Below are 17075 nucleotides of genomic sequence, written 5' to 3'. Positions count from 1 at the left end.
CCATTATCGGCCGCCCGCCGCCCGGCCTCCCGCCGGACACTGCTCTGCTACGTCGCCGCTCAGGCCGCCGGGGCGATCGAGTCCTTGCTGTTCGCCGGCACCGGCATCAGGCCCTGACGCTGGCGCTTGCGGCCGAACCGCGGCATGCCCAGCGTGATGAAGGCCTCGGCCTGCATCACCGCGAAGCCGATCCGCGGCAGGTCGCGGGTGTTCGGGTAGACCAGGAACCGCGGCTCCCACTCCGGCTGGAACTTCGCGTTGAACTTGTACAGCGACTCGATCTGGAACCAGCGCGACAGGAACACCAGCAGCCCGCGCCAGGCCCGCAGCACCGGGCCGGCACCGATCCGCTCACCGCGGGCCAGCGCCGAGCGGAACATCGCGAAGTTCAGCGACACCCGGCGCACGCCCATCGCGGGCACCTCCTGCAGCGCCGCCACGATCAGCAGCTCGTTCAGGCCCGGGTCGGCCGCCCGGTCACGGCGCATCAGCTCCAGCGAGATGCCGTCCCGGCCCCACGGCACGAAGTGCAGCACCGCCTTGAGGTCGTCACCGGAGGTGTCGCCCTCCTCGGGGGCCTTGTGCGCGGTGACCACGACGCCCTGGTCGTCGCTCGGGTCGCCGAAACGGCCCAGCGCCATCGAGAAGCCGCGCTCGGTGTCGGTGCCGCGCCAGCGCGCCGCCGCGTCCGCCACCCGGAGCTTCTCCTCCAGGCTCAGCTCGCTCACCCGGCGGACCTTGCAGGAGTAGCCGTTGCGCTCGATCCGCTTGACCATCTGGCGCACGTTGCGCATCGCCCGGCCGGCCAGCGAGAAGGTGGTCGTGTCCACGATCGCCTCGTCGCCCAGCTCCAGCGCGTCCAGCCCCGCCTCGCGGGTCCAGACCTCGCCGCCGACCTCGCTGCAGCCGACCACGGCCGGCACCCAGGCGTGCTCGCGGGCCTGCGCCATGAAGACCTTGATCGCGCCCGGCCAGGCCTCGACGTCGCCCACCGGGTCGCCGGAGGCCAGCATCACGCCGGAGATCACCCGGTAGGAGATCGCCGCCTTGCCGGTCGGCGAGAAGAGCACGCTCTTGTCGCGGCGCAGCGCGAAGTAGCCGAGCGAGTCGCGCTCGCCGTGCCGCTCCAGCAGCGCCCGGACCTTGACCTCGTCCTCCGCGGTCAGCACCGGCTCGGGCTTGCCCGGGCGCAGCAGCAGGTACGCGGTGGTGATCGCGGTCAGCAGGCCGAGCCCGGCCAGCGAGTAGCCGACCACGTCGCCGATCCGGTCCGGGTGGTAGGTGATCGGCCCGTCCAGGCCGAACAGGCCCCAGACGGTCTCGTGCAGCCGGCGCAGCAGGCTCGGGTGGCCCATCTCGCGCGCCGGGTGGGAGCTGACGATCAGGAAGCCCAGGCCCAGGCTGACCGTGCCCATCACGACCAGGTTCAGCAGCGCCCGCCAGCGGGTGCGCGGGTCGGCCTTGGCGTAGAACTCGCGGCGGTGGATCAGCAGCACCACCATCAGCGCCAGCGAGACGACCGCAGGGCCGACCTGGTGCCAGCGCACCAGGTGCAGCACGGCGCTGGCCGGCAGCAGCAGGCAGACCATCCGCCAGGCCCGCTGCTTGCGGCGGCGCAGCGCGTGCGCCAGCACCACCAGCAGGATGCCGACCAGCAGCGTGCCGGCGGTGGCCAGCGTCGTGGTGGTCCCGGGAAGCTGTCCGGCCCAGCTGTGCATCCGGGTCCGGCGCAGCTTCGGGAAGACGCCGCTGGCGATGTCCAGCAGACCGATCAGCAGGCAGGCGTAGCCCACCGCACCCGGCAGCCAGGCGCGGGGGACGGCGGCGGCTTGGCTGCGCAGCGTCTGGAGGCCCCGACGGCGGGGCTGCTCCGGGGACGACTCAGCGGACACGGGAACGCTCATGAAAACTCAGCGTAGATGCTTCACGGGGGGAACCGGTCACCCCGGAGGATGAGCCGTGATGGTCCTTCATGCTTATGTCCTTACCTTGACCATGAGACCGTCAAGAGTGGGTAATTCCTTGGCCTGCTCGCACCGGATGCCTACCGGCCGTCGCGACCGGGCCCCCGCACGGAGTGCGACGCCGCAGTCTAGAGCTTTGGTTCCTGTGGGTGAAGCCGGGTGGGTAGCCACTCGTACGGCCGTGCCGCACGCCGTTCACGCCGCGTTGCCCCGGTAGACGCGGGCGGCTCCGGTGGCCGCTCGTCGGCCGGTCTCCGATGATGGCTCAGAAGGCTCTCGGCGACGTGGCCTTCGGACGGACCGTCAGATCCGCAGCCACCCCCAGGAGGTGGCAGTCCTGGGAGTTGACCGGCATGGAACTGACCAGCAGCGGGCTGGTGTACACCCTGGTCGCGCTCGCCGTGCTGGCCCTGCTGGCCACCCTCTGGCTCTGGCCCCGGCTGGCCGAGCAGCGGCCGCTGCCGGTCCTGGGACGACTCGGCCTGCTGACCGTGATTCAACTCTCGGCGCTGTCCGTCTGCGGACTGGCCGTCAACGACTCCTACGGCTTCTACACGTCCTGGCACGACCTGCTGCACCCCGGCAGCAGCCGGCTCGCCCTCGCCTCGGCCGGCCCGAGCGCGCGCAGCGGCCCGCCGAAGAACGACGTGCTGGTGCAGCCGAGCAACGACGGCGACCAGCCCAGCCCGAGCGACCTGCCGCAGGGCCGGCCGGAAGAAGTCGGCCGGGTCGACTCCATTCGGGTGAGCGGCAAGGGGAGCGGCCTCTCCGACCAGATGTTCATCTACCTGCCACCCGAGTACTTCAATCCGAAGTACTCCCGGGAGCGCTTTCCGGTGCTGCTCACGCTGGCCGGCTACCCGGGGCCCTCGCTGCACCTGATCGCCGAACTGCACACCCCGGAGGCCGTCTGGGACCTCCAGCGCACCGGCAAGATGGCACCCACCATCGTGGTGATGGCCCGGCCGAGCGTCGTGGCACCGCGCAACACCGAGTGCCTGGACGTCCCCGGCGGACCGCAGACCGAGACCTGGTTCGCCAAGGACCTGCCCGCCGCGCTGCGCTCCGCCTACCGGGTCAGCCACTCGGCCGGCTCCTGGGGCGTGCTGGGCTACTCCACCGGCGGCAGCTGCGCGCTGCGGCTCGCGCTGCGCTTCCCCGAGGCGTACGGCTCGGCGGCCGCGCTGCACGCGGACTACCAGGTCGCCAACGACTGGAGCACCGGCGACCTGTTCTCCGGGCACCCGGAGCTGGCCCAGCAGTACGACCTCGCCTGGCGGCTGCACAACCTGCCGGTGCCGAAGGTCTCGCTGCTGGTCGTCAGCACCCGAACGGAGGACAACTACAACGCGACCCAGGCGTTCCTGGGCGCCGCGAACCCGGTCGCCGCCGCGCACCCGGAGCTGAAGCTCGACTCGCTCTTCCTGCCCGACGGCGGCCACAGCTTCGACACCTGGCGGCGCGAACTGCCCGCCTCGCTGGAGTGGATCAGCGACCACCTGGCCCCCGTCCCGGACCGCGAGCCGCGCAGCTGACAGCCCGCCCCCGCGCGTGGGCGTGGGGGCGGGCTGTGGGGCCGTGGGGAGCCCGCGGCGGCCGTCAGCCGCCCGGGACGGCGCTCAGCGGCCTCAGCGGCCGATGATCAGGCTCATCGCCTCGGCCCGGGTCGCGGCGTCGCGCAGCTGGCCGCGGACGGCCGAGGTGATGGTCTTGGCGCCCGGCTTGCGGATGCCGCGCATCGACATGCACATGTGCTCGCACTCGATCACCACGATCGCGCCGCGTGGCTCCAGGATCCGCATCAGCGCGTCGGCGACCTGGCTGGTCAGCCGCTCCTGCACCTGCGGACGGCGGGCGTAGACGTCGACCAGCCGGGCCAGCTTGGACAGGCCGGTGATCTTGCCGCTGGTGGACGGGATGTAGCCGACGTGCGCCACCCCGCGGAACGGCACCAGGTGGTGCTCGCAGGTCGAGAAGACCTCGATGTCCTTCACCAGCACCATCTCGTCGTGACCGAGGTCGAAGGTGGTGGTCAGCACGTCCTCCGGCTGCTGCCAGAGGCCGGCGAAGATCTCCTGGTAGGCGCGCGCCACCCGGGCCGGGGTCTCCAGCAGCCCCTCGCGGTCCGGGTCCTCGCCCACCGCGATCAACAGCTCGCGGATGGCGTTCTCGGCACGCTTCTGGTCGAAGGTGCCTACGGTCGACTCGCCGTCGAGCGTCACCGGGTCGATCATGCGTGCCTCGCTAGGAATGGGGGCTGAAACGGGCTGAGCAGCACGAATGCCGCGCCTCCAGGGTACAAACCCCGGTGGCGCGGCATCCATTCCGTACGGCTCCCGCCCTACGGGTACCGCCTCAGTTGTCGGTCGGTGACTCTCCGGTCACCGGCGGCAGCGGGCGCAGGTCCATCTGGGTGGCATCGACCGCGGCGACGCCGTTGGTCAGTGCCAGCTCCTTCGGGGACTGCACCGGCGGCCGGGTGGACGGCGTGCGGCGCGAGGAGCCGGTCCAGGCGGGCCGGGCCGGGCGCTTCACCACGGGGGCGAAGATCTCGGCGATCTGCTCCTTGTTCAGGGTCTCCTTCTCGAGGAGCTCCAGCACCAGGTTGTCGAGCACGTCGCGGTTCTCGACCAGGATCTCCCAGGCCTCGTTGTGCGCGTTCTCGATCAGCTTCTTGACCTCTTCGTCCACCAGCCCGGCGACCTCTTCCGAGTAGTCGCGCTGGTGGCCCATCTCACGGCCCAGGAACGGCTCGGCGTTGTCGCTGCCGAACTTGATCGCGCCGAGGCGCTCGGTCATGCCGTACTGGGTCACCATCGCGCGGGCGGTGGCGGTGGCCTTCTCGATGTCGTTCGAGGCGCCGGTGGTCGGGTCGTGGAAGACCAGCTCCTCCGCCGCGCGGCCGCCCAGCATGTAGGCCAGCTGGTCGAGCATCTCGTTGCGGGTGGTGGAGTACTTGTCCTCCTCCGGCAGCACCATGGTGTAGCCGAGGGCCCGGCCGCGGGACAGGATGGTGATCTTGTGCACCGGGTCGGCGTTCGGGGAAGCCGCCGCGACCAGGGCGTGGCCGCCCTCGTGGTACGCGGTGATCTTCTTCTCCTTGTCCGACATGATCCGGGTGCGCTTCTGCGGACCCGCGACCACGCGGTCGATCGCCTCGTCCAGGATGCCGTTGTCGACCAGCTTCTTGTCGGAGCGGGCGGTCAGCAGCGCGGCCTCGTTGAGGACGTTCGCCAGGTCGGCACCGGTGAAGCCGGGGGTGCGCTTGGCGACGGCCTTGAGGTCCACGTCCGGGGCGACCGGCTTGCCCTTCTGGTGCACCTTGAGGATCTCGAGGCGGCCCATCAGGTCGGGGCGGTCGACCGCGATCTGCCGGTCGAAGCGGCCCGGGCGCAGCAGCGCCGGGTCCAGGATGTCCGGGCGGTTGGTGGCGGCGATCAGGATCACGCCGCCCTTGACGTCGAAGCCGTCCATCTCGACCAGCAGCTGGTTGAGGGTCTGCTCGCGCTCGTCGTGGCCACCACCGAGACCGGCACCGCGGTGCCGGCCGACGGCGTCGATCTCATCGACGAAGACGATCGCCGGGGCGTTCGCCTTGGCCTGCTCGAACAGGTCGCGCACCCGGGAGGCACCGACACCGACGAACATCTCGACGAAGTCCGAACCGGAGATCGAGTAGAACGGCACACCGGCCTCGCCGGCGACGGCGCGGGCCAGCAGCGTCTTGCCGGTACCGGGCGGGCCGTACAGCAGCACGCCCTTGGGGATCTTGGCGCCGACCGCCTGGAACTTGGCCGGCTCCTGCAGGAACTCCTTGATCTCGTGGAGCTCCTCGACCGCCTCGTCGGCGCCTGCGACGTCGGCGAAGGTGGTCTTCGGGGTGTCCTTGGTGAGCAGCTTGGCCTTGGACTTGCCGAACTGCATGACGCGCGAGCCGCCACCCTGCATCTGGTTCATCAGGAAGAGGAAGACCAGCACGATGACGACGATCGGCAGCATCGAGAGCAGCAGGCTCACGAAGGTCGACTGCTTCTCCGGGCTGACCGTGTAGCCCTGCGGCAGGTTGCCCGCGTCCTGCTGCTTCTGCAGCTCGGTGGCGATCGCGTTGCCCTGCGCGGTCTCACCGATGTAGGAGGACTGGAACTTGGTGCCGGAGGGCACCTTGCCGTTGGTGCCGACCGGCAGTGCGGCGCCGTCCTTCAGCTGGATCTTGATGGTCTGTGAGTCACCGGTGGTGAGCTGGGCCTGCTTGACCTGGCCAGCGTCGATCGCCGCCACCACCTGGCCGGTGTCAACCGTCTTGTAGCCGTTCGAGTCCGAAACGACGTTCATCAGCACAATGACGGCGACGACTGCCAGGAGGATCCATGCGATCGGCGCGCGGAAGTATCGCTTGACGTCCATCCATGCGGGGCGTTGCCGCCCCGTCCCTCCTGCCACTCAACGGCACCCCGCGGTCGGTTGACCGCTGGTGCATCCGGTATGTGCGTATGCACCCCGCTCCGGTTGGCTCCAGCCGACTGGCACTGGTACGAAGAGCGGGTAATTTGACCGTACAGCAGAGGTGCCCCGCTCTGCGGAAGCGCGACGGTACGGCCTATTGAGTTGTGGGTCCGCCGACTCCAACGGGTGGAATCGGCGCACTGTTCCCCTGACGCACGTGACATACGCCTTCGGGTCGGCTCAGCCGCCGTAGACGTGTGGGGCGAGCGTACCGATGAACGGCAGGTTGCGGAGCTTCTCCGCGTAGTCCAGACCGTAGCCGACGACGAACTCGTTCGGGATGTCGAAGCCGACGTACTTCACGTCGATCTCCACCTTGGCCGCGTCCGGCTTGCGCAGCAGCGTGCAGACCTCCAGCGAGGCCGGGCCGCGCGAGCCGAGGTTGCCGAGCAGCCAGGAGAGGGTGAGGCCGGAGTCGATGATGTCCTCGACGATCAGCACGTCGCGGCCCGCGATGTCGGTGTCCAGGTCCTTGAGGATCCGCACCACACCGGAGGACTTGGTGCCCATCCCGTAGGAGGAGACCGCCATCCAGTCCATCGTCACCTGGGAGTGCAGCGCCCGGGCGAGGTCGGCCATCACCATGACGGCGCCCTTGAGGACGCCGACGATCAGCAGGTCCTTCCCGGCGTAGTCCCGGTCGATCCGCTCCGCCAGCTCCAGCAGCTTGGCGTCGATCTGGTCCTTGCTGATGAGCACCTTCGCCAGGTCGGCGCCCATGTCCTTGTCGTCCACCGGGAGTACGTCCTCAAAGGTTCGTGGTCCTGTGCCGGCGGTCAGTCGTTCTGCCGCCGAAACACCAGGTTGCCACACCTACGGGTGACCTCGACGCCCCCGGGTAGGTGGAGCGGCCCCTGACCGCGCCAGCCGGTGACCAGCGAGTCCACCGTTTCCAGGTGCCGGGCGAAGAGATCACCGGCCGGGGAGCCGGCCCGCAGCGCGGTTCGGCGCAGCACCCGGCGGCGTACCGCGGAGGGCAGTTCGGCCAGGCCGGCGACGTCCAGCGAGCCCGCGCCGTCCTGCGGATCGCGGCGGTGCAGCTCCTGCTCGGCCCGGGCCGCCCACTGGTCGAGCGCGTCCGCGTCGTCCCGGAACAGCCGGGCGGTGCGGGCCAGCGCCTCGACCACGCCGTGCCCCAGGTGCTTCTCCAGCACCGGCAGCACCTCGTGGCGCACCCGGGCCCGGGTGTAGGCGGGATCGATGTTGTGCGGGTCGTCCCAGACCGGGATCGACTGGGCGGCGCAGGCCTGCCGGGTGGCGGCCCGGTCCAGGTCGAGCAGCGGGCGCCGGTAGCGGCCCTTCTGCGCGGGCATGCCGGCCAGCGAGCGGGCGCCGGAGCCGCGGGCCAGGCCCAGCAGCACGGTCTCGGCCTGGTCGTCGCGGGTGTGGCCGAGGAAGACGGCGAGCGCCTGGTGGCGTTCGGCGGCCTCGTCCAGCGCGGCGTACCGGGCGTCCCGGGCGGCGTTCTCCGGGCCGCCGTGCCGGCCGACCCGCACCGGGACGGCCTCCGCCGGGTCCAGGCCGAGGGCGCGCAGGCGTTCGGCGACCTGGCGGGCGCGGTCGGCGGAGCCGTCCTGCAGGCCGTGGTCGATGGTGACCGCGCCGACCCGCAGGCCGAGCTTGGGGGCCTCGAAGGCGGTGGCGGTGGCGAGCGCCATCGAGTCGGCGCCGCCGCTGACGGCGACCAGCACGAGCGGCGAGCCGGGTGCGGCGGGCGTGCGCGGGAGGCCGGACGGGTGCCGGCGCGCGTTGCCGATCAGCACGGTGGCGGGCGGGGCGACGGCGGTGACGGCGCCGACCGGGACGGGGACCGGCGCGGCGCTGCGCGGAGCGCGGGTGGTGACGGCCGGCGCCGGGATGGCGGCCTCGGTGACGAGGTCCATCAGGGCGCGGCGGACGGCCAGGCGTATCGCCGCGACAGCAGGGTGTGGGCCCACGGTGGAGCTCCTCTGGTAGGCGGGGGCGACGGGCGCGCGGGCGGGCGGGTACCCGATGGCGCGCCGTGTCCGAATGCTCACAGATCGTCGCAGAAACGCGAGCGCACCCGGGCCACCCGCGCCACCGGTACGACCACCGTCCCACGGACGGGTGAATGGAGAAACGTTCCTGCGGTGCTCCCCCTCACCCGTCCGGGGGTTTCGGCTAGGACTGGCGTCCGACCCGGGCCACCCAGGTGGCCGGGTTGTGGATCTCGTCCTTCGTCGGCAGCGTGTTCGGCGAGGTCCAGACCCGGTTGAAGCCCTCCATGCCGATCCGGTCCAGCACGCCGCGCACGAAGACCGCGCCGTCCTGGTACTGGCGCAGCTTGGCGTCCATCCCGAGCAGCCGGCGCAGCACCTGGTCCATCCGGCTCGCGCCCTTGTCCCGGCGGCGCTGGAACTTCTCCCGGATCTCCCCGACGCTCGGCACGACGGCCGGGCCGACGCCGTCCATCACCACGTCCGCGTGGCCCTCCAGCAGCGACATCACCGCGGTCAGCCGGCTGAGGATCTCCCGCTGGTTGGGCGTCTGCACCAGGTCCAGCAGGCTGCCGCCGCCGCCCGCGGCGCCGGACCCGGCCGGGCGCTCGCCCGGGGTCAGCGCCTCGCGCAGCCGCTCCAGCAGCGCGACCGGCTCGACGTCGGTCTCGGCCAGGAAGGACTGCACCTCGGACTGCACGTGGTCGCGCAGCCACGGGACGGCGCTGAACTGCGTGCGGTGGGTCTCCTCGTGCAGGCAGACCCAGAGCCGGAAGTCGTGCGGATCGACGTCCAGCTCCCGCTCGACCTGCACGATGTTGGGCGCGACCAGCAGCAGCCGGCCCGGGCCGCTGGTCTGCTCCGGGCCGAGCCGGGGCTGGTCGAAGAGGCCGGCCGGACTGTCCGGCGCCTGTCCGCGGACCGGGGCGGGCGGCTCGGCGGCCGCGAAGGTCTCGTACTGGCCCAGCACCTTGCCGGAGAGCAGCGCCAGCACCGCGCCGACCTCGACCCCGGTGACCTTCTCGCCGACCGAGGAGAGCACCGCGCCGCCGGTCGTCTCGGCCCGGCGGGCGGCCAGCTTGCGGGTCAGCGGCTGGATGATCGTGCGGAAGCCCGCGACGTTCGCCCGCACCCAGCCGGGCCGGTCCACCACCAGCACCGGCGCGGCGCCGTCCGCCGTCAGGTTGGTCGCGCGCATGCCGGTGTACTCGCGCACCGCGCCCTCGGCGGCCAGCGCGTGCCGGCGCAGCTCGGCCACCACCGTGCGGGCCTCGTCCCGGGTGACCTGCGGGCCCGGTCTGGCCAGCCGGGTCGCCGTCGCGACCGCGAGATTCCAGTCGACCATGTCCGCACCGCCGCTCGCGCTCGTCATGCCCTCACGGTACGTGCTCCGGTCCGCCACCGGCAGCGGTCCGACAACTTGGACCGGCCGTCTTGACCCGGTCGGTCTTGGCCCGGTCGGTCACGCGCAGCCGCAGCCGGCCAGCTTCGCGACGATCCGGTCCATCGCGGCGCGCGCCAGGGTCGCGTCGGCGTCGGTCTTGGTCATCAGCGCGAAGACCAGCAGGCGCCCGTCCGCGTCCACCACCGTGCCGGCCAGCGTGTTGACGCCGCTGAGCGAACCGGTCTTGGCCCGCACGATGCCGGCGCCGTCGGCCGAGCCCTGGGCAGCGGTGTAGCGCAGGTCGAGCGTGCCGGTCAGCGCGGCGATCGGCAGGCCGGTCAGCACCGGGCGCAGCTGCGGGTGGTCGGGGGCCGCGGCCATCGCGAGCAGGTCGGCGAGGACCAGCGGCGGGATCGTGTTGTTCTTGTTCAGGCCGCTGCCGTCGTTCAGCGAGACGCCGGCCATCGGGATGCCCAGGCCGCTCAGCGTCTGGGTGACGGCGGCCGCGCCGCCCTCGTAGCTGACCGGCTGGTGCGCGGCGATCGCCACCTGGCGGGCGACCGCCTCGGCGAGCGTGTTGTCGGAGTTGGTCAGCAGCCGCTCGACCAGCCGGGGCAGCGTCGGCGAGACCACCCGGGCCAGCTCGGTCGCGCCCGCCGGGGCGGGGACGTTCGCCGGCTTGCCGGCCACCGGGACGCCCTGGGCGCCGAGCAGGTCGGCGAACTTCTGGGCCGCCTGGGCCGCCGGATCGGCCACCCGGACCGGGGCGTCGATGTCCTGGGTGGCGTCGACCCGGCCCTCGTCGATCATCAGCGAGGCCATCGGGCCGATGTTCGTGCCGTCGTTGAACTTGTGCGCGGCGGCGCCGGTGTAGAGCGAGGTGTCGTACGTCAGGTGGACGCCGGTAACGCCGGCCGCCTTGAGCTTCGCGGCGGTCTGCTGGGCCAGGTCGGGCAGCGAGGCGGGCGCCGAGTCGGCGTCCACCGGCTGGCGGGCAATCCTGATCTTGTCCACGGTCAGGCCGGTCAGCGTCGGGTCGCCGCCGCCGACCAGCGTGATGTCGCCCGGGGTCGCGCCCTGGACCACCCGGGTGGCGATCCGGGTCTCCGGCGGCAGCAGGCTGAGCGCGGCGACCGAGGTGGCCAGCTTGGTGGTGGAGGCGGGCGTGGCCGGCGCCGTCTCGCCCGAGCCGAGCAGCAGCTTGCCGGTGCCGCCGTCGGTGATCGCGTAGGTCAGCGTGCCGAGCGCCTTGTCCTGGGTCAGCTTGGCGAGCGCGGCCTGCAGCCCCGCGGCGCTCGGGACGCCGCCGGCCCCGCTGGTCACGGCGGGCTTCAGCACCTCGGCAGCGGGCGGCGGCGCACTCGCCGGCCCCGGTGACTCCGGATGCGCGGCGGTCACCCCCGCCAGCAGCGCCACCACCGTCAGCACGGCGGCCGTCCCCCTGCGCGTCACCGCGCCTGCCCCGCCTACCCCAGCCCCTGCCACTGCCCGGCCCCTTTCCACAGCACTCACTCCCGTAGGAGACACTTGGATTCTGTCAGTCCCTACCTTGGAGGAACCGTTGGAGTTCGACGTCACCATCGAGATCCCGAAGGGCTCGCGCAACAAGTACGAGGTCGACCACGAGACCGGTCGCCTTCGTCTTGACCGGATGCTCTTCACCTCGACCCGCTACCCGGCCGACTACGGCTTCGTCGAGGGCACTCTCGGCGAGGACGGCGACCCGCTGGACGCGCTGGTCATCCTCGACGAGCCGACCTTCCCCGGCTGCCTGATCAAGTGCCGCGCGATCGGCATGTTCCAGATGACCGACGAGGCCGGCGGCGACGACAAGCTGCTCTGCGTCCCGGCCACCGACCCGCGCTGGGAGCACCTGCGGGACATCCACCACGTGTCGGAGTTCGACCGTCTGGAGATCCAGCACTTCTTCGAGGTCTACAAGGACCTGGAGCCCGGCAAGTCGGTCGAGGGTGCCGCCTGGGTGGGCCGCATCGAGGCCGAGGCCGAGATCACCGCTTCGATCAAGCGCCTGGCCGAGCACGGCGACGCGCACTGACCGTGCCGCCTCACCTGTGCCCCGGTCGCACCGACCGAGGGCACAGGTGAGGGACACACGGCTGAAGTTCCGGCTTCAGACGGTGGCGCGGATGGCGCCGACCACGGCGGCCCCGCCGTGCAGCGGGGCGGCACCGATCCGGTCCAGCACCGCGTCCTCGACGCCGATCCGGCGCAGCACGGCCGCCAGCACCGGGCCGAGCGCCCGGCTCGCGCCGTCATCGATCTTGAACGCGAGCGCCCGGCCGTCCGGCAGCGCGACGGCCTGCACGGCCTCGGCGCCCATCTTGGAGAGCGCGCCCGGCACCGCCTGCATCAGCCAGGTGTCCGGTCTGCGAGTGCCGGCCACGTACTGCGGGTGCGCGCGCATCGCGTCCGCCACCCGGCGCTGGGCACTGCCCTCGGGGGCCTGCAGCAGCGCGCGGTAGCCGCGGGCCAGGCCGACCAGCGAGACGGCCAGCAGCGGCGCTCCGCAGCCGTCCGTACCGGCGGCGGCGGCCGGCTCCCCGGCGGCCTCCTCCAGCGCCTCCTGGGCCAGTCGCTGGATCGGGTGGGACGGGTCCAGGTAGTCGGCGGTCTGCCAGCCGTTCGCGACGCTGGCGGCCAGCCACGCGGCGTGCTTGCCCGAGCAGTTCATCAACAGCGGCGTGCGTTCGCCGCCCCCCGCCAGCACCCGCTCCGCCTCGACCGGGTCGAGCGGCAGGTCCGGCGGCGTCTGCAGCGCGTCGGCGGTCAGGCCGGCGCCGGCCAGGATGGTCCGCACGCCGTCGAGGTGAAACGTTTCCCCGGAGTGGCTGGCGGCGGCCAGCGCGAGCAGCTCGCCCTCGATCGGCAGGCCGGCGCGCAGCGTGGCTATCGCCTGGAACGGCTTGTTGCAGGACCGCGGGAAGACCGGACGCTCGGGCTCGCCGAGCGCGAAGTCGATCGAGCCGTCCGGGGCCAGCACCACCAGCGAGCCACGGTGGTGGCCCTCGGTGAAGCCGGAGCGCACCACCTCGGCGAGGACGGGCAGCACAGCGGGAGAGTCGGGCATCTTGGTGGCAGCCTTCCGGACACGCACGAGGGTTTCGGGCCGGCTGCCGCGCCGCTGGGTCTCAGTCGGGCAGCGGGCCGCCGGCGAGCAGGTCGTCGACCCGCGCTTCCCCCTCACGGTACCGCCGGGTGATTTCGGCGCTGCATCCGTCCGCCGTCCGCTGCAGTCCCTGCCGCCGCCCGGAGACCTCGCGCTCGTGCGCGATCAGCCGGTCGAGCGCCGCGAGCAGCTCGGCGGAGGCGTGCGCGGCGAGATCGGCCAGCTGGACGTCACCCATCAGTGCGTCGGCCTGCTCCTGGTACTGCTCGCCGCGCGGGGTGCCGAGCGTGACGTGCCGGGCGGACTGGCGGACGTTCGACGGGGCGTCGGCCAGGATCTGCGGGAGCTGGTGCAGCAGCGTCTGCGGGTGGACCGGGCGCAGCCGGCGGTCCAGCGTGCGGCGGTCGAGCTCGGCGCGCAGGATGTCCACCCGGCCCTGCAGCAGCCGGCGCAGGTAGGAGAGGTCGGCCTCCTGCTCCAGGGCGTCGCGGCGCAGCGCGCGCAGCTCGTCGAGGTCGAGCACCGTGAAGTCCGCGCGCGGGCCGGCGCCCTCGCGGGGCGCCCCGTTCCTGTCCATCGACCAACCACCTGCCGTCGTCCTGGTCCCGCCCTTACGGCCCCTCCCCCGATGGCACGTCCGACGCCCCCTCAGGAGTTCCCCGCCGGGCCGCTGCCACCCACTCGGACTAGCACCGCTGGCACGGCTGCCCGAGTGATCGAATAGCCGTCCGCCAGTCCGCCCGGTCCGCCGCGCACGGCCCGTTCGCCACGGGGCCGTCCCGAATCGTGCCACCCCGCCGGTGCCACAACGCCATGGATGCACCCGAACGGCCCCGTGGCGAACGGGTACGGCTGAACCGGCTACGGCCGCTCCGACGGCAGGCGGCAGAATGGCCGGCATGCGAGCAGTGGTGCAGCGGGTCAGCGAGGCCGCCGTGACGGTGGCCGGGGAGACGGTCGGGGCGATCAGCGGGCCGGGGCTCTGCGTCCTGGTGGGCGTCACCCACCAGGACACGCCGGAGCAGGCCGCCCAGCTGGCCCGCAAACTCTGGAGCCTGCGGCTCTTCGACGGCGGTGACACCGAGCTGTCCTGCTCGGACCTCGGGGCGCCGCTGCTGGTGATCAGTCAGTTCACGCTCTACGGGGACGCCCGCAAGGGCCGCCGGCCGACCTGGAACGCCGCCGCCCCCGGGCCGGTCGCCGAGCCGCTGGTGGACGCGGTGGTCGAGCAACTGCGCGCGCTGGGCGCCAAGGTGGAGACCGGCCGGTTCGGGGCGGACATGAAGGTCGCGCTGGTGAACGACGGGCCGTTCACCGTCCTGCTGGAGGTCTAGGACCCCCCATACCGCACTACGGCGCGACCACGACGTCCTGGGTCGCCGGCACGGTGCCGGCGGCCAGCACGGCGTCCACCGGGACGTTCCGCTTGACCAGCGCGAGCGCGATCGGGCCGAGCTCGTGGTGGCGGGCCGAGGAGGTGACGAAGCCGATCGGCCGGGCCTGCGGGCCGTCGGCGGCGACCCGGACCTCGGCGCCGTGCGGCGGCAGCACCTCCTCGGTGCCGTCCAGGTGCAGGAAGACCAGCCGGCGCGGCGGCTTGCCGAGGTTGTGCACCCGGGCCACCGTCTCCTGACCGCGGTAGCAGCCCTTGTTCAGGTGCACGGCCGACTCCAGCCAGGCCACCTCGTGCGGGATGGTGCGGTGGTCGGTCTCGAAGCCGAGCCGCGGGCGGTAGCCCTCGATCCGCAGCGCCTCGTACGCCCAGACGCCCGCCGGGGTGCCGAATCCGGCCGCCAGCTCGGCCAGTTCGGCACGCGGCAGGAACAGGTCGCGCCCGTAGGGGAGTTCGCGCACGGCGGCGGCGCGGTCGGTCGCCGCGGTCGCCCCGGCCGGCAGGTGCACCAGCGCGAACTCACCGGTGGCGTCGGCGACCTCGACCCGGTACATGAACTTCATCCGCTCCAGGTACTCGAGCAGCGCGGGCACCGTGCCGGGCTCGACGTGCGCCCAGGTGGTGGTGCCGTCGTCGACCAGGTACAGCGCGTGCTCGACGTGCCCGTTCGGGGAGAGGATCAGCGCCTCGACCGCCTGCTGCGGCGGGAGTTCGCTGACGTGCTGGGTGAGCAGCAGGTGCAGCCAGGTGAGCCGGTCCGGGCCGGTCACGGTGACCACACCGCGGTGCGAGAGGTCCACGAACGCCCGCCCGGCCGCCAGCTCGCGCTGTTCACGGAAGAGGTCGCCGTAGTGGGCCGCGACGCCCTCGTCGGGCCCCTCGGCGGGGACGGCTCCGGGCAGGGACAGCAGCGGGCTCTTCATGCCCGCCAGCTTACGTCGCCGTCACGACCCGGCTGCGGCGAGCCGGGCGGTGCAGTCGGCGCAGCGGCCGAAGATCGCGAAGTGCTTGAGGTCGGTGTCGAAACCGTGCTGCTCACGCAGGTCGTCGATCAGCGGGGCGGCGATCGCGGTGTCGGTCTCGGTCACCTTGCCGCAGTCCCGGCAGACCAGGTGCAGGTGGTGGTGGCGGTCGGCCAGGTGGTAGGTCGGCGCGCCGTGGCCCAGGTGGGCGTGCGAGACCAGGCCCAGCTCCTCCAGCAGCTCCAGGGTCCGGTAGACCGTGGAGATGTTCACGCCGCTGGCGGTCAGCCGGACCTGGGCGAGGATCTCGTCCGGCGTGGCGTGGTCGAGCACGTCCACCGCCTCCAGCACCAGCTGGCGCTGCGGGGTGAGGCGGTAGCCGCGCTCGCGCAGGTCCGTCTTCCAGTCGGCCGTACCGTTGTCCACCACGATGCCGTCCCAGTCCTGGTAGCGGAGGATGCGAACTGCGCACTGCGAACTGCGAACCCGCGCTCAGCGGAAGAAGGCGATCCCGTCGTCCGGCAGGTCGTTGATGTCCTTGATCAGCTGCGCCGGGCTGAGCACCTTCTTCAGCTGCGCGGACATGTACGGGCGCAGCGGCACCTCGGGGGCGGCCTTCTCGCCGACCCAGAGCAGCTCGTCGTTGACGAAGCCGTAAAGCCGCTTGCCACCGCTGTACGGCGCCGAGCCCTCGACCCGGGCGACCGCGTCGGTGGCGACGTCGATCTGCGGCTTGCCGTCGGCCAGCTTGCCGTACCAGATCTCCACCGTGCCGTTGTCGCGGAGCATCGAGATCTCCACCTCGCGCTCGCCACTGCTGCCGTGCGCGTTGCTGGTGATCCGCCAGAACGCGTGCTCGTTCTCCAGCGGGCGGACCTTCTCGCCGTCGTTGTCCAGCACCCAGGTACGGGAGCGGAACTCCAGGAACGGCCGGCCGTCGTGCCGGAAGACGACCTCCTGGCCGAAGTTGCACTTCTCCTCGCCGGGGAAGTCGAAAACGCCCGCGCCCTCCCAGGTACCGAGGAGGAAGGCCAGCGGGACGACGTCCTTGTGGAGGTCAGAGGGGATCTCGATCATGTTCCTGGTCGCAGTCGTGGGTGATGGGGGCCACCTCAGGGGGCTACCTCAACCGTACGGGAGGAAACCCGCACGGGAGAGCTCAGCGCTGGCCCTGGTACAGCTTCATCACGGAGAAGATCGCGAACCAGGCGATCACGACGGACATGATGCCGAGCAGGCAGTCGAAGAAGAGTTCGGTACCACTCACGGCGGGGCTCCCGATGCGGTGCGGGCGGACGGAAAACTGACGGGCGTGAGTCTATCGGCCACTACACCGGGCGACGCGGTGAGGCCCGCCACACGGGTCGCACCGTCGGGCCCGGGGCCTGTCCGGGGCACGGTCGGGACTATGCTGACGCCGTGTCGAAGAAGCTGGTCATCAAGGTCACCGCCGGAGCCGACGCGCCCGAGCGCTGCTCGCAGGCCTTCACCGTGGCCGCCGTCGCGGTGGCCAGCGGGGTCGAGGTCTCGCTCTGGCTGACCGGTGAGTCCTCCTGGTTCGCACTGCCCGGCCGGGCCGCCGAGTTCGAGCTGCCGCACGCCGCACCGCTGCCCGAGCTGCTGGAGTCGGTGCTGGCCGCCGGCACCGTCACGCTCTGCACCCAGTGCGCGGTCCGGCGCGGCATCGAGCAGGCCGACACCGTGCCCGGTGTCCGCATCGCGGGCGCCCAGGTCTTCCTGAGCGAGATCATGGCCGACGGCGTGCAGGCGCTCGTCTACTGAAG

General features: G+C 72.2%; 16 protein-coding genes. 4 read left to right on the top strand and 12 right to left on the bottom strand.

Annotation, left to right across the window (positions count from 1 at the left end):
• Window positions 1-59: 59 nt before the first annotated feature.
• Window positions 60-1904 (bottom strand): phosphatidylglycerol lysyltransferase domain-containing protein, encoded by a 1845-nt coding sequence (locus AC060L_RS18980; protein WP_483799977.1) that lies wholly within the window; start codon window positions 1902-1904, stop codon window positions 60-62.
• A 413-nt stretch (window positions 1905-2317) separates the two neighbouring features.
• On the opposite strand from AC060L_RS18980, the gene AC060L_RS18975 reads away from it, so the two are divergent.
• Window positions 2318-3499: an alpha/beta hydrolase gene (locus AC060L_RS18975; RefSeq protein WP_483799976.1), complete on the top strand. Its 1182-nt coding sequence runs from the start codon at window positions 2318-2320 to the stop codon at window positions 3497-3499.
• Between the two features lie 93 nt (window positions 3500-3592).
• Here AC060L_RS18975 and folE read toward each other — a convergent pair whose 3' ends face one another.
• The 6 genes from folE to dacB form a co-directional block, all read right to left on the bottom strand.
• Window positions 3593-4198 carry a GTP cyclohydrolase I FolE gene (folE, locus tag AC060L_RS18970; RefSeq protein WP_483799975.1) on the bottom strand — a complete coding sequence of 202 codons (606 nt, stop codon included), beginning with the start codon at window positions 4196-4198 and terminating at the stop codon, window positions 3593-3595.
• Window positions 4199-4319: 121 nt separating this feature from the next.
• A complete protein-coding gene (gene ftsH, locus AC060L_RS18965) occupies window positions 4320-6368 on the bottom strand; it encodes an ATP-dependent zinc metalloprotease FtsH (RefSeq protein ID WP_483799974.1) in 2049 nt (682 codons plus the stop codon).
• Window positions 6369-6647: 279 nt separating this feature from the next.
• The gene (gene hpt, locus AC060L_RS18960) at window positions 6648-7202 is read right to left on the bottom strand and encodes a hypoxanthine phosphoribosyltransferase (RefSeq protein ID WP_483799973.1); all 555 of its coding nucleotides are present in this window, start codon (window positions 7200-7202) and stop codon (window positions 6648-6650) included.
• Between the two features lie 41 nt (window positions 7203-7243).
• On the bottom strand, window positions 7244-8404 hold the full coding sequence (gene tilS, locus AC060L_RS18955; RefSeq protein ID WP_483799972.1) for a tRNA lysidine(34) synthetase TilS: 1161 nt from the start codon (window positions 8402-8404) through the stop codon (window positions 7244-7246).
• A gap of 205 nt (window positions 8405-8609) precedes the next feature.
• Window positions 8610-9797: a zinc-dependent metalloprotease gene (locus AC060L_RS18950; RefSeq protein ID WP_483799971.1), complete on the bottom strand. Its 1188-nt coding sequence runs from the start codon at window positions 9795-9797 to the stop codon at window positions 8610-8612.
• A 90-nt stretch (window positions 9798-9887) separates the two neighbouring features.
• Window positions 9888-11261: a D-alanyl-D-alanine carboxypeptidase/D-alanyl-D-alanine endopeptidase gene (dacB, locus tag AC060L_RS18945; RefSeq protein ID WP_483799970.1), complete on the bottom strand. Its 1374-nt coding sequence runs from the start codon at window positions 11259-11261 to the stop codon at window positions 9888-9890.
• Window positions 11262-11370: 109 nt separating this feature from the next.
• Here dacB and AC060L_RS18940 point away from each other — a divergent pair, with 109 nt between their 5' ends.
• Window positions 11371-11865, top strand: coding sequence for an inorganic diphosphatase (locus tag AC060L_RS18940; RefSeq protein WP_483800128.1), 495 nt, complete (start codon window positions 11371-11373; stop codon window positions 11863-11865).
• 75 nt (window positions 11866-11940) lie between these two features.
• On the opposite strand, the gene AC060L_RS18935 is transcribed toward AC060L_RS18940, so the two are convergent.
• Complete coding sequence (locus tag AC060L_RS18935) at window positions 11941-12897, bottom strand: asparaginase (protein WP_483799969.1); 957 nt, start codon at window positions 12895-12897, stop codon at window positions 11941-11943.
• Window positions 12898-12958: 61 nt separating this feature from the next.
• On the bottom strand, window positions 12959-13513 hold the full coding sequence (locus tag AC060L_RS18930) for an RsiG family protein (protein ID WP_483799968.1): 555 nt from the start codon (window positions 13511-13513) through the stop codon (window positions 12959-12961).
• 322 nt (window positions 13514-13835) lie between these two features.
• On the opposite strand from AC060L_RS18930, the gene dtd reads away from it, so the two are divergent.
• Window positions 13836-14270, top strand: coding sequence for a D-aminoacyl-tRNA deacylase (gene dtd, locus AC060L_RS18925; protein ID WP_483799967.1), 435 nt, complete (start codon window positions 13836-13838; stop codon window positions 14268-14270).
• 16 nt (window positions 14271-14286) lie between these two features.
• On the opposite strand, the gene ygfZ is transcribed toward dtd, so the two are convergent.
• The 3 genes from ygfZ to AC060L_RS18910 form a co-directional block, all read right to left on the bottom strand.
• Window positions 14287-15252, bottom strand: a complete 966-nt coding sequence (ygfZ, locus tag AC060L_RS18920; RefSeq protein ID WP_483799966.1) for a CAF17-like 4Fe-4S cluster assembly/insertion protein YgfZ — start codon at window positions 15250-15252, stop codon at window positions 14287-14289.
• Window positions 15253-15273: 21 nt separating this feature from the next.
• Window positions 15274-15720 carry a Fur family transcriptional regulator gene (locus tag AC060L_RS18915; protein WP_483799965.1) on the bottom strand — a complete coding sequence of 149 codons (447 nt, stop codon included), beginning with the start codon at window positions 15718-15720 and terminating at the stop codon, window positions 15274-15276.
• A 63-nt stretch (window positions 15721-15783) separates the two neighbouring features.
• On the bottom strand, window positions 15784-16368 hold the full coding sequence (locus AC060L_RS18910; RefSeq protein WP_483799964.1) for a heme-binding beta-barrel domain-containing protein: 585 nt from the start codon (window positions 16366-16368) through the stop codon (window positions 15784-15786).
• A 342-nt stretch (window positions 16369-16710) separates the two neighbouring features.
• On the opposite strand from AC060L_RS18910, the gene AC060L_RS18905 reads away from it, so the two are divergent.
• Window positions 16711-17073, top strand: a complete 363-nt coding sequence (locus tag AC060L_RS18905; RefSeq protein WP_483799963.1) for a DsrE family protein — start codon at window positions 16711-16713, stop codon at window positions 17071-17073.
• Window positions 17074-17075 lie beyond the last annotated feature (2 nt).

The sequence above is a fragment of the Kitasatospora sp. NEAU-69 genome (assembly GCF_057158765.1).
Note: the sequence above shows the minus strand (reverse complement) of the source record. Positions and strands in the feature narration are given on the sequence as shown.

Coding starts and splice junctions, on each gene's coding strand:
- AC060L_RS18950 (WP_483799971.1), bottom strand. CDS start 9,797: ATGACGAGCGCGAGCGGCGGTGCGGACATGGTCGACTGGAATCTCGCG.
- ygfZ (WP_483799966.1), bottom strand. CDS start 15,252: ATGAAGAGCCCGCTGCTGTCCCTGCCCGGAGCCGTCCCCGCCGAGGGG.
- AC060L_RS18980 (WP_483799977.1), bottom strand. CDS start 1,904: ATGAGCGTTCCCGTGTCCGCTGAGTCGTCCCCGGAGCAGCCCCGCCGT.
- folE (WP_483799975.1), bottom strand. CDS start 4,198: ATGATCGACCCGGTGACGCTCGACGGCGAGTCGACCGTAGGCACCTTC.
- ftsH (WP_483799974.1), bottom strand. CDS start 6,368: ATGGACGTCAAGCGATACTTCCGCGCGCCGATCGCATGGATCCTCCTG.
- AC060L_RS18935 (WP_483799969.1), bottom strand. CDS start 12,897: ATGCCCGACTCTCCCGCTGTGCTGCCCGTCCTCGCCGAGGTGGTGCGC.
- AC060L_RS18975 (WP_483799976.1), top strand. CDS start 2,318: ATGGAACTGACCAGCAGCGGGCTGGTGTACACCCTGGTCGCGCTCGCC.
- AC060L_RS18930 (WP_483799968.1), bottom strand. CDS start 13,513: ATGGACAGGAACGGGGCGCCCCGCGAGGGCGCCGGCCCGCGCGCGGAC.
- AC060L_RS18910 (WP_483799964.1), bottom strand. CDS start 16,368: ATGATCGAGATCCCCTCTGACCTCCACAAGGACGTCGTCCCGCTGGCC.
- dtd (WP_483799967.1), top strand. CDS start 13,836: ATGCGAGCAGTGGTGCAGCGGGTCAGCGAGGCCGCCGTGACGGTGGCC.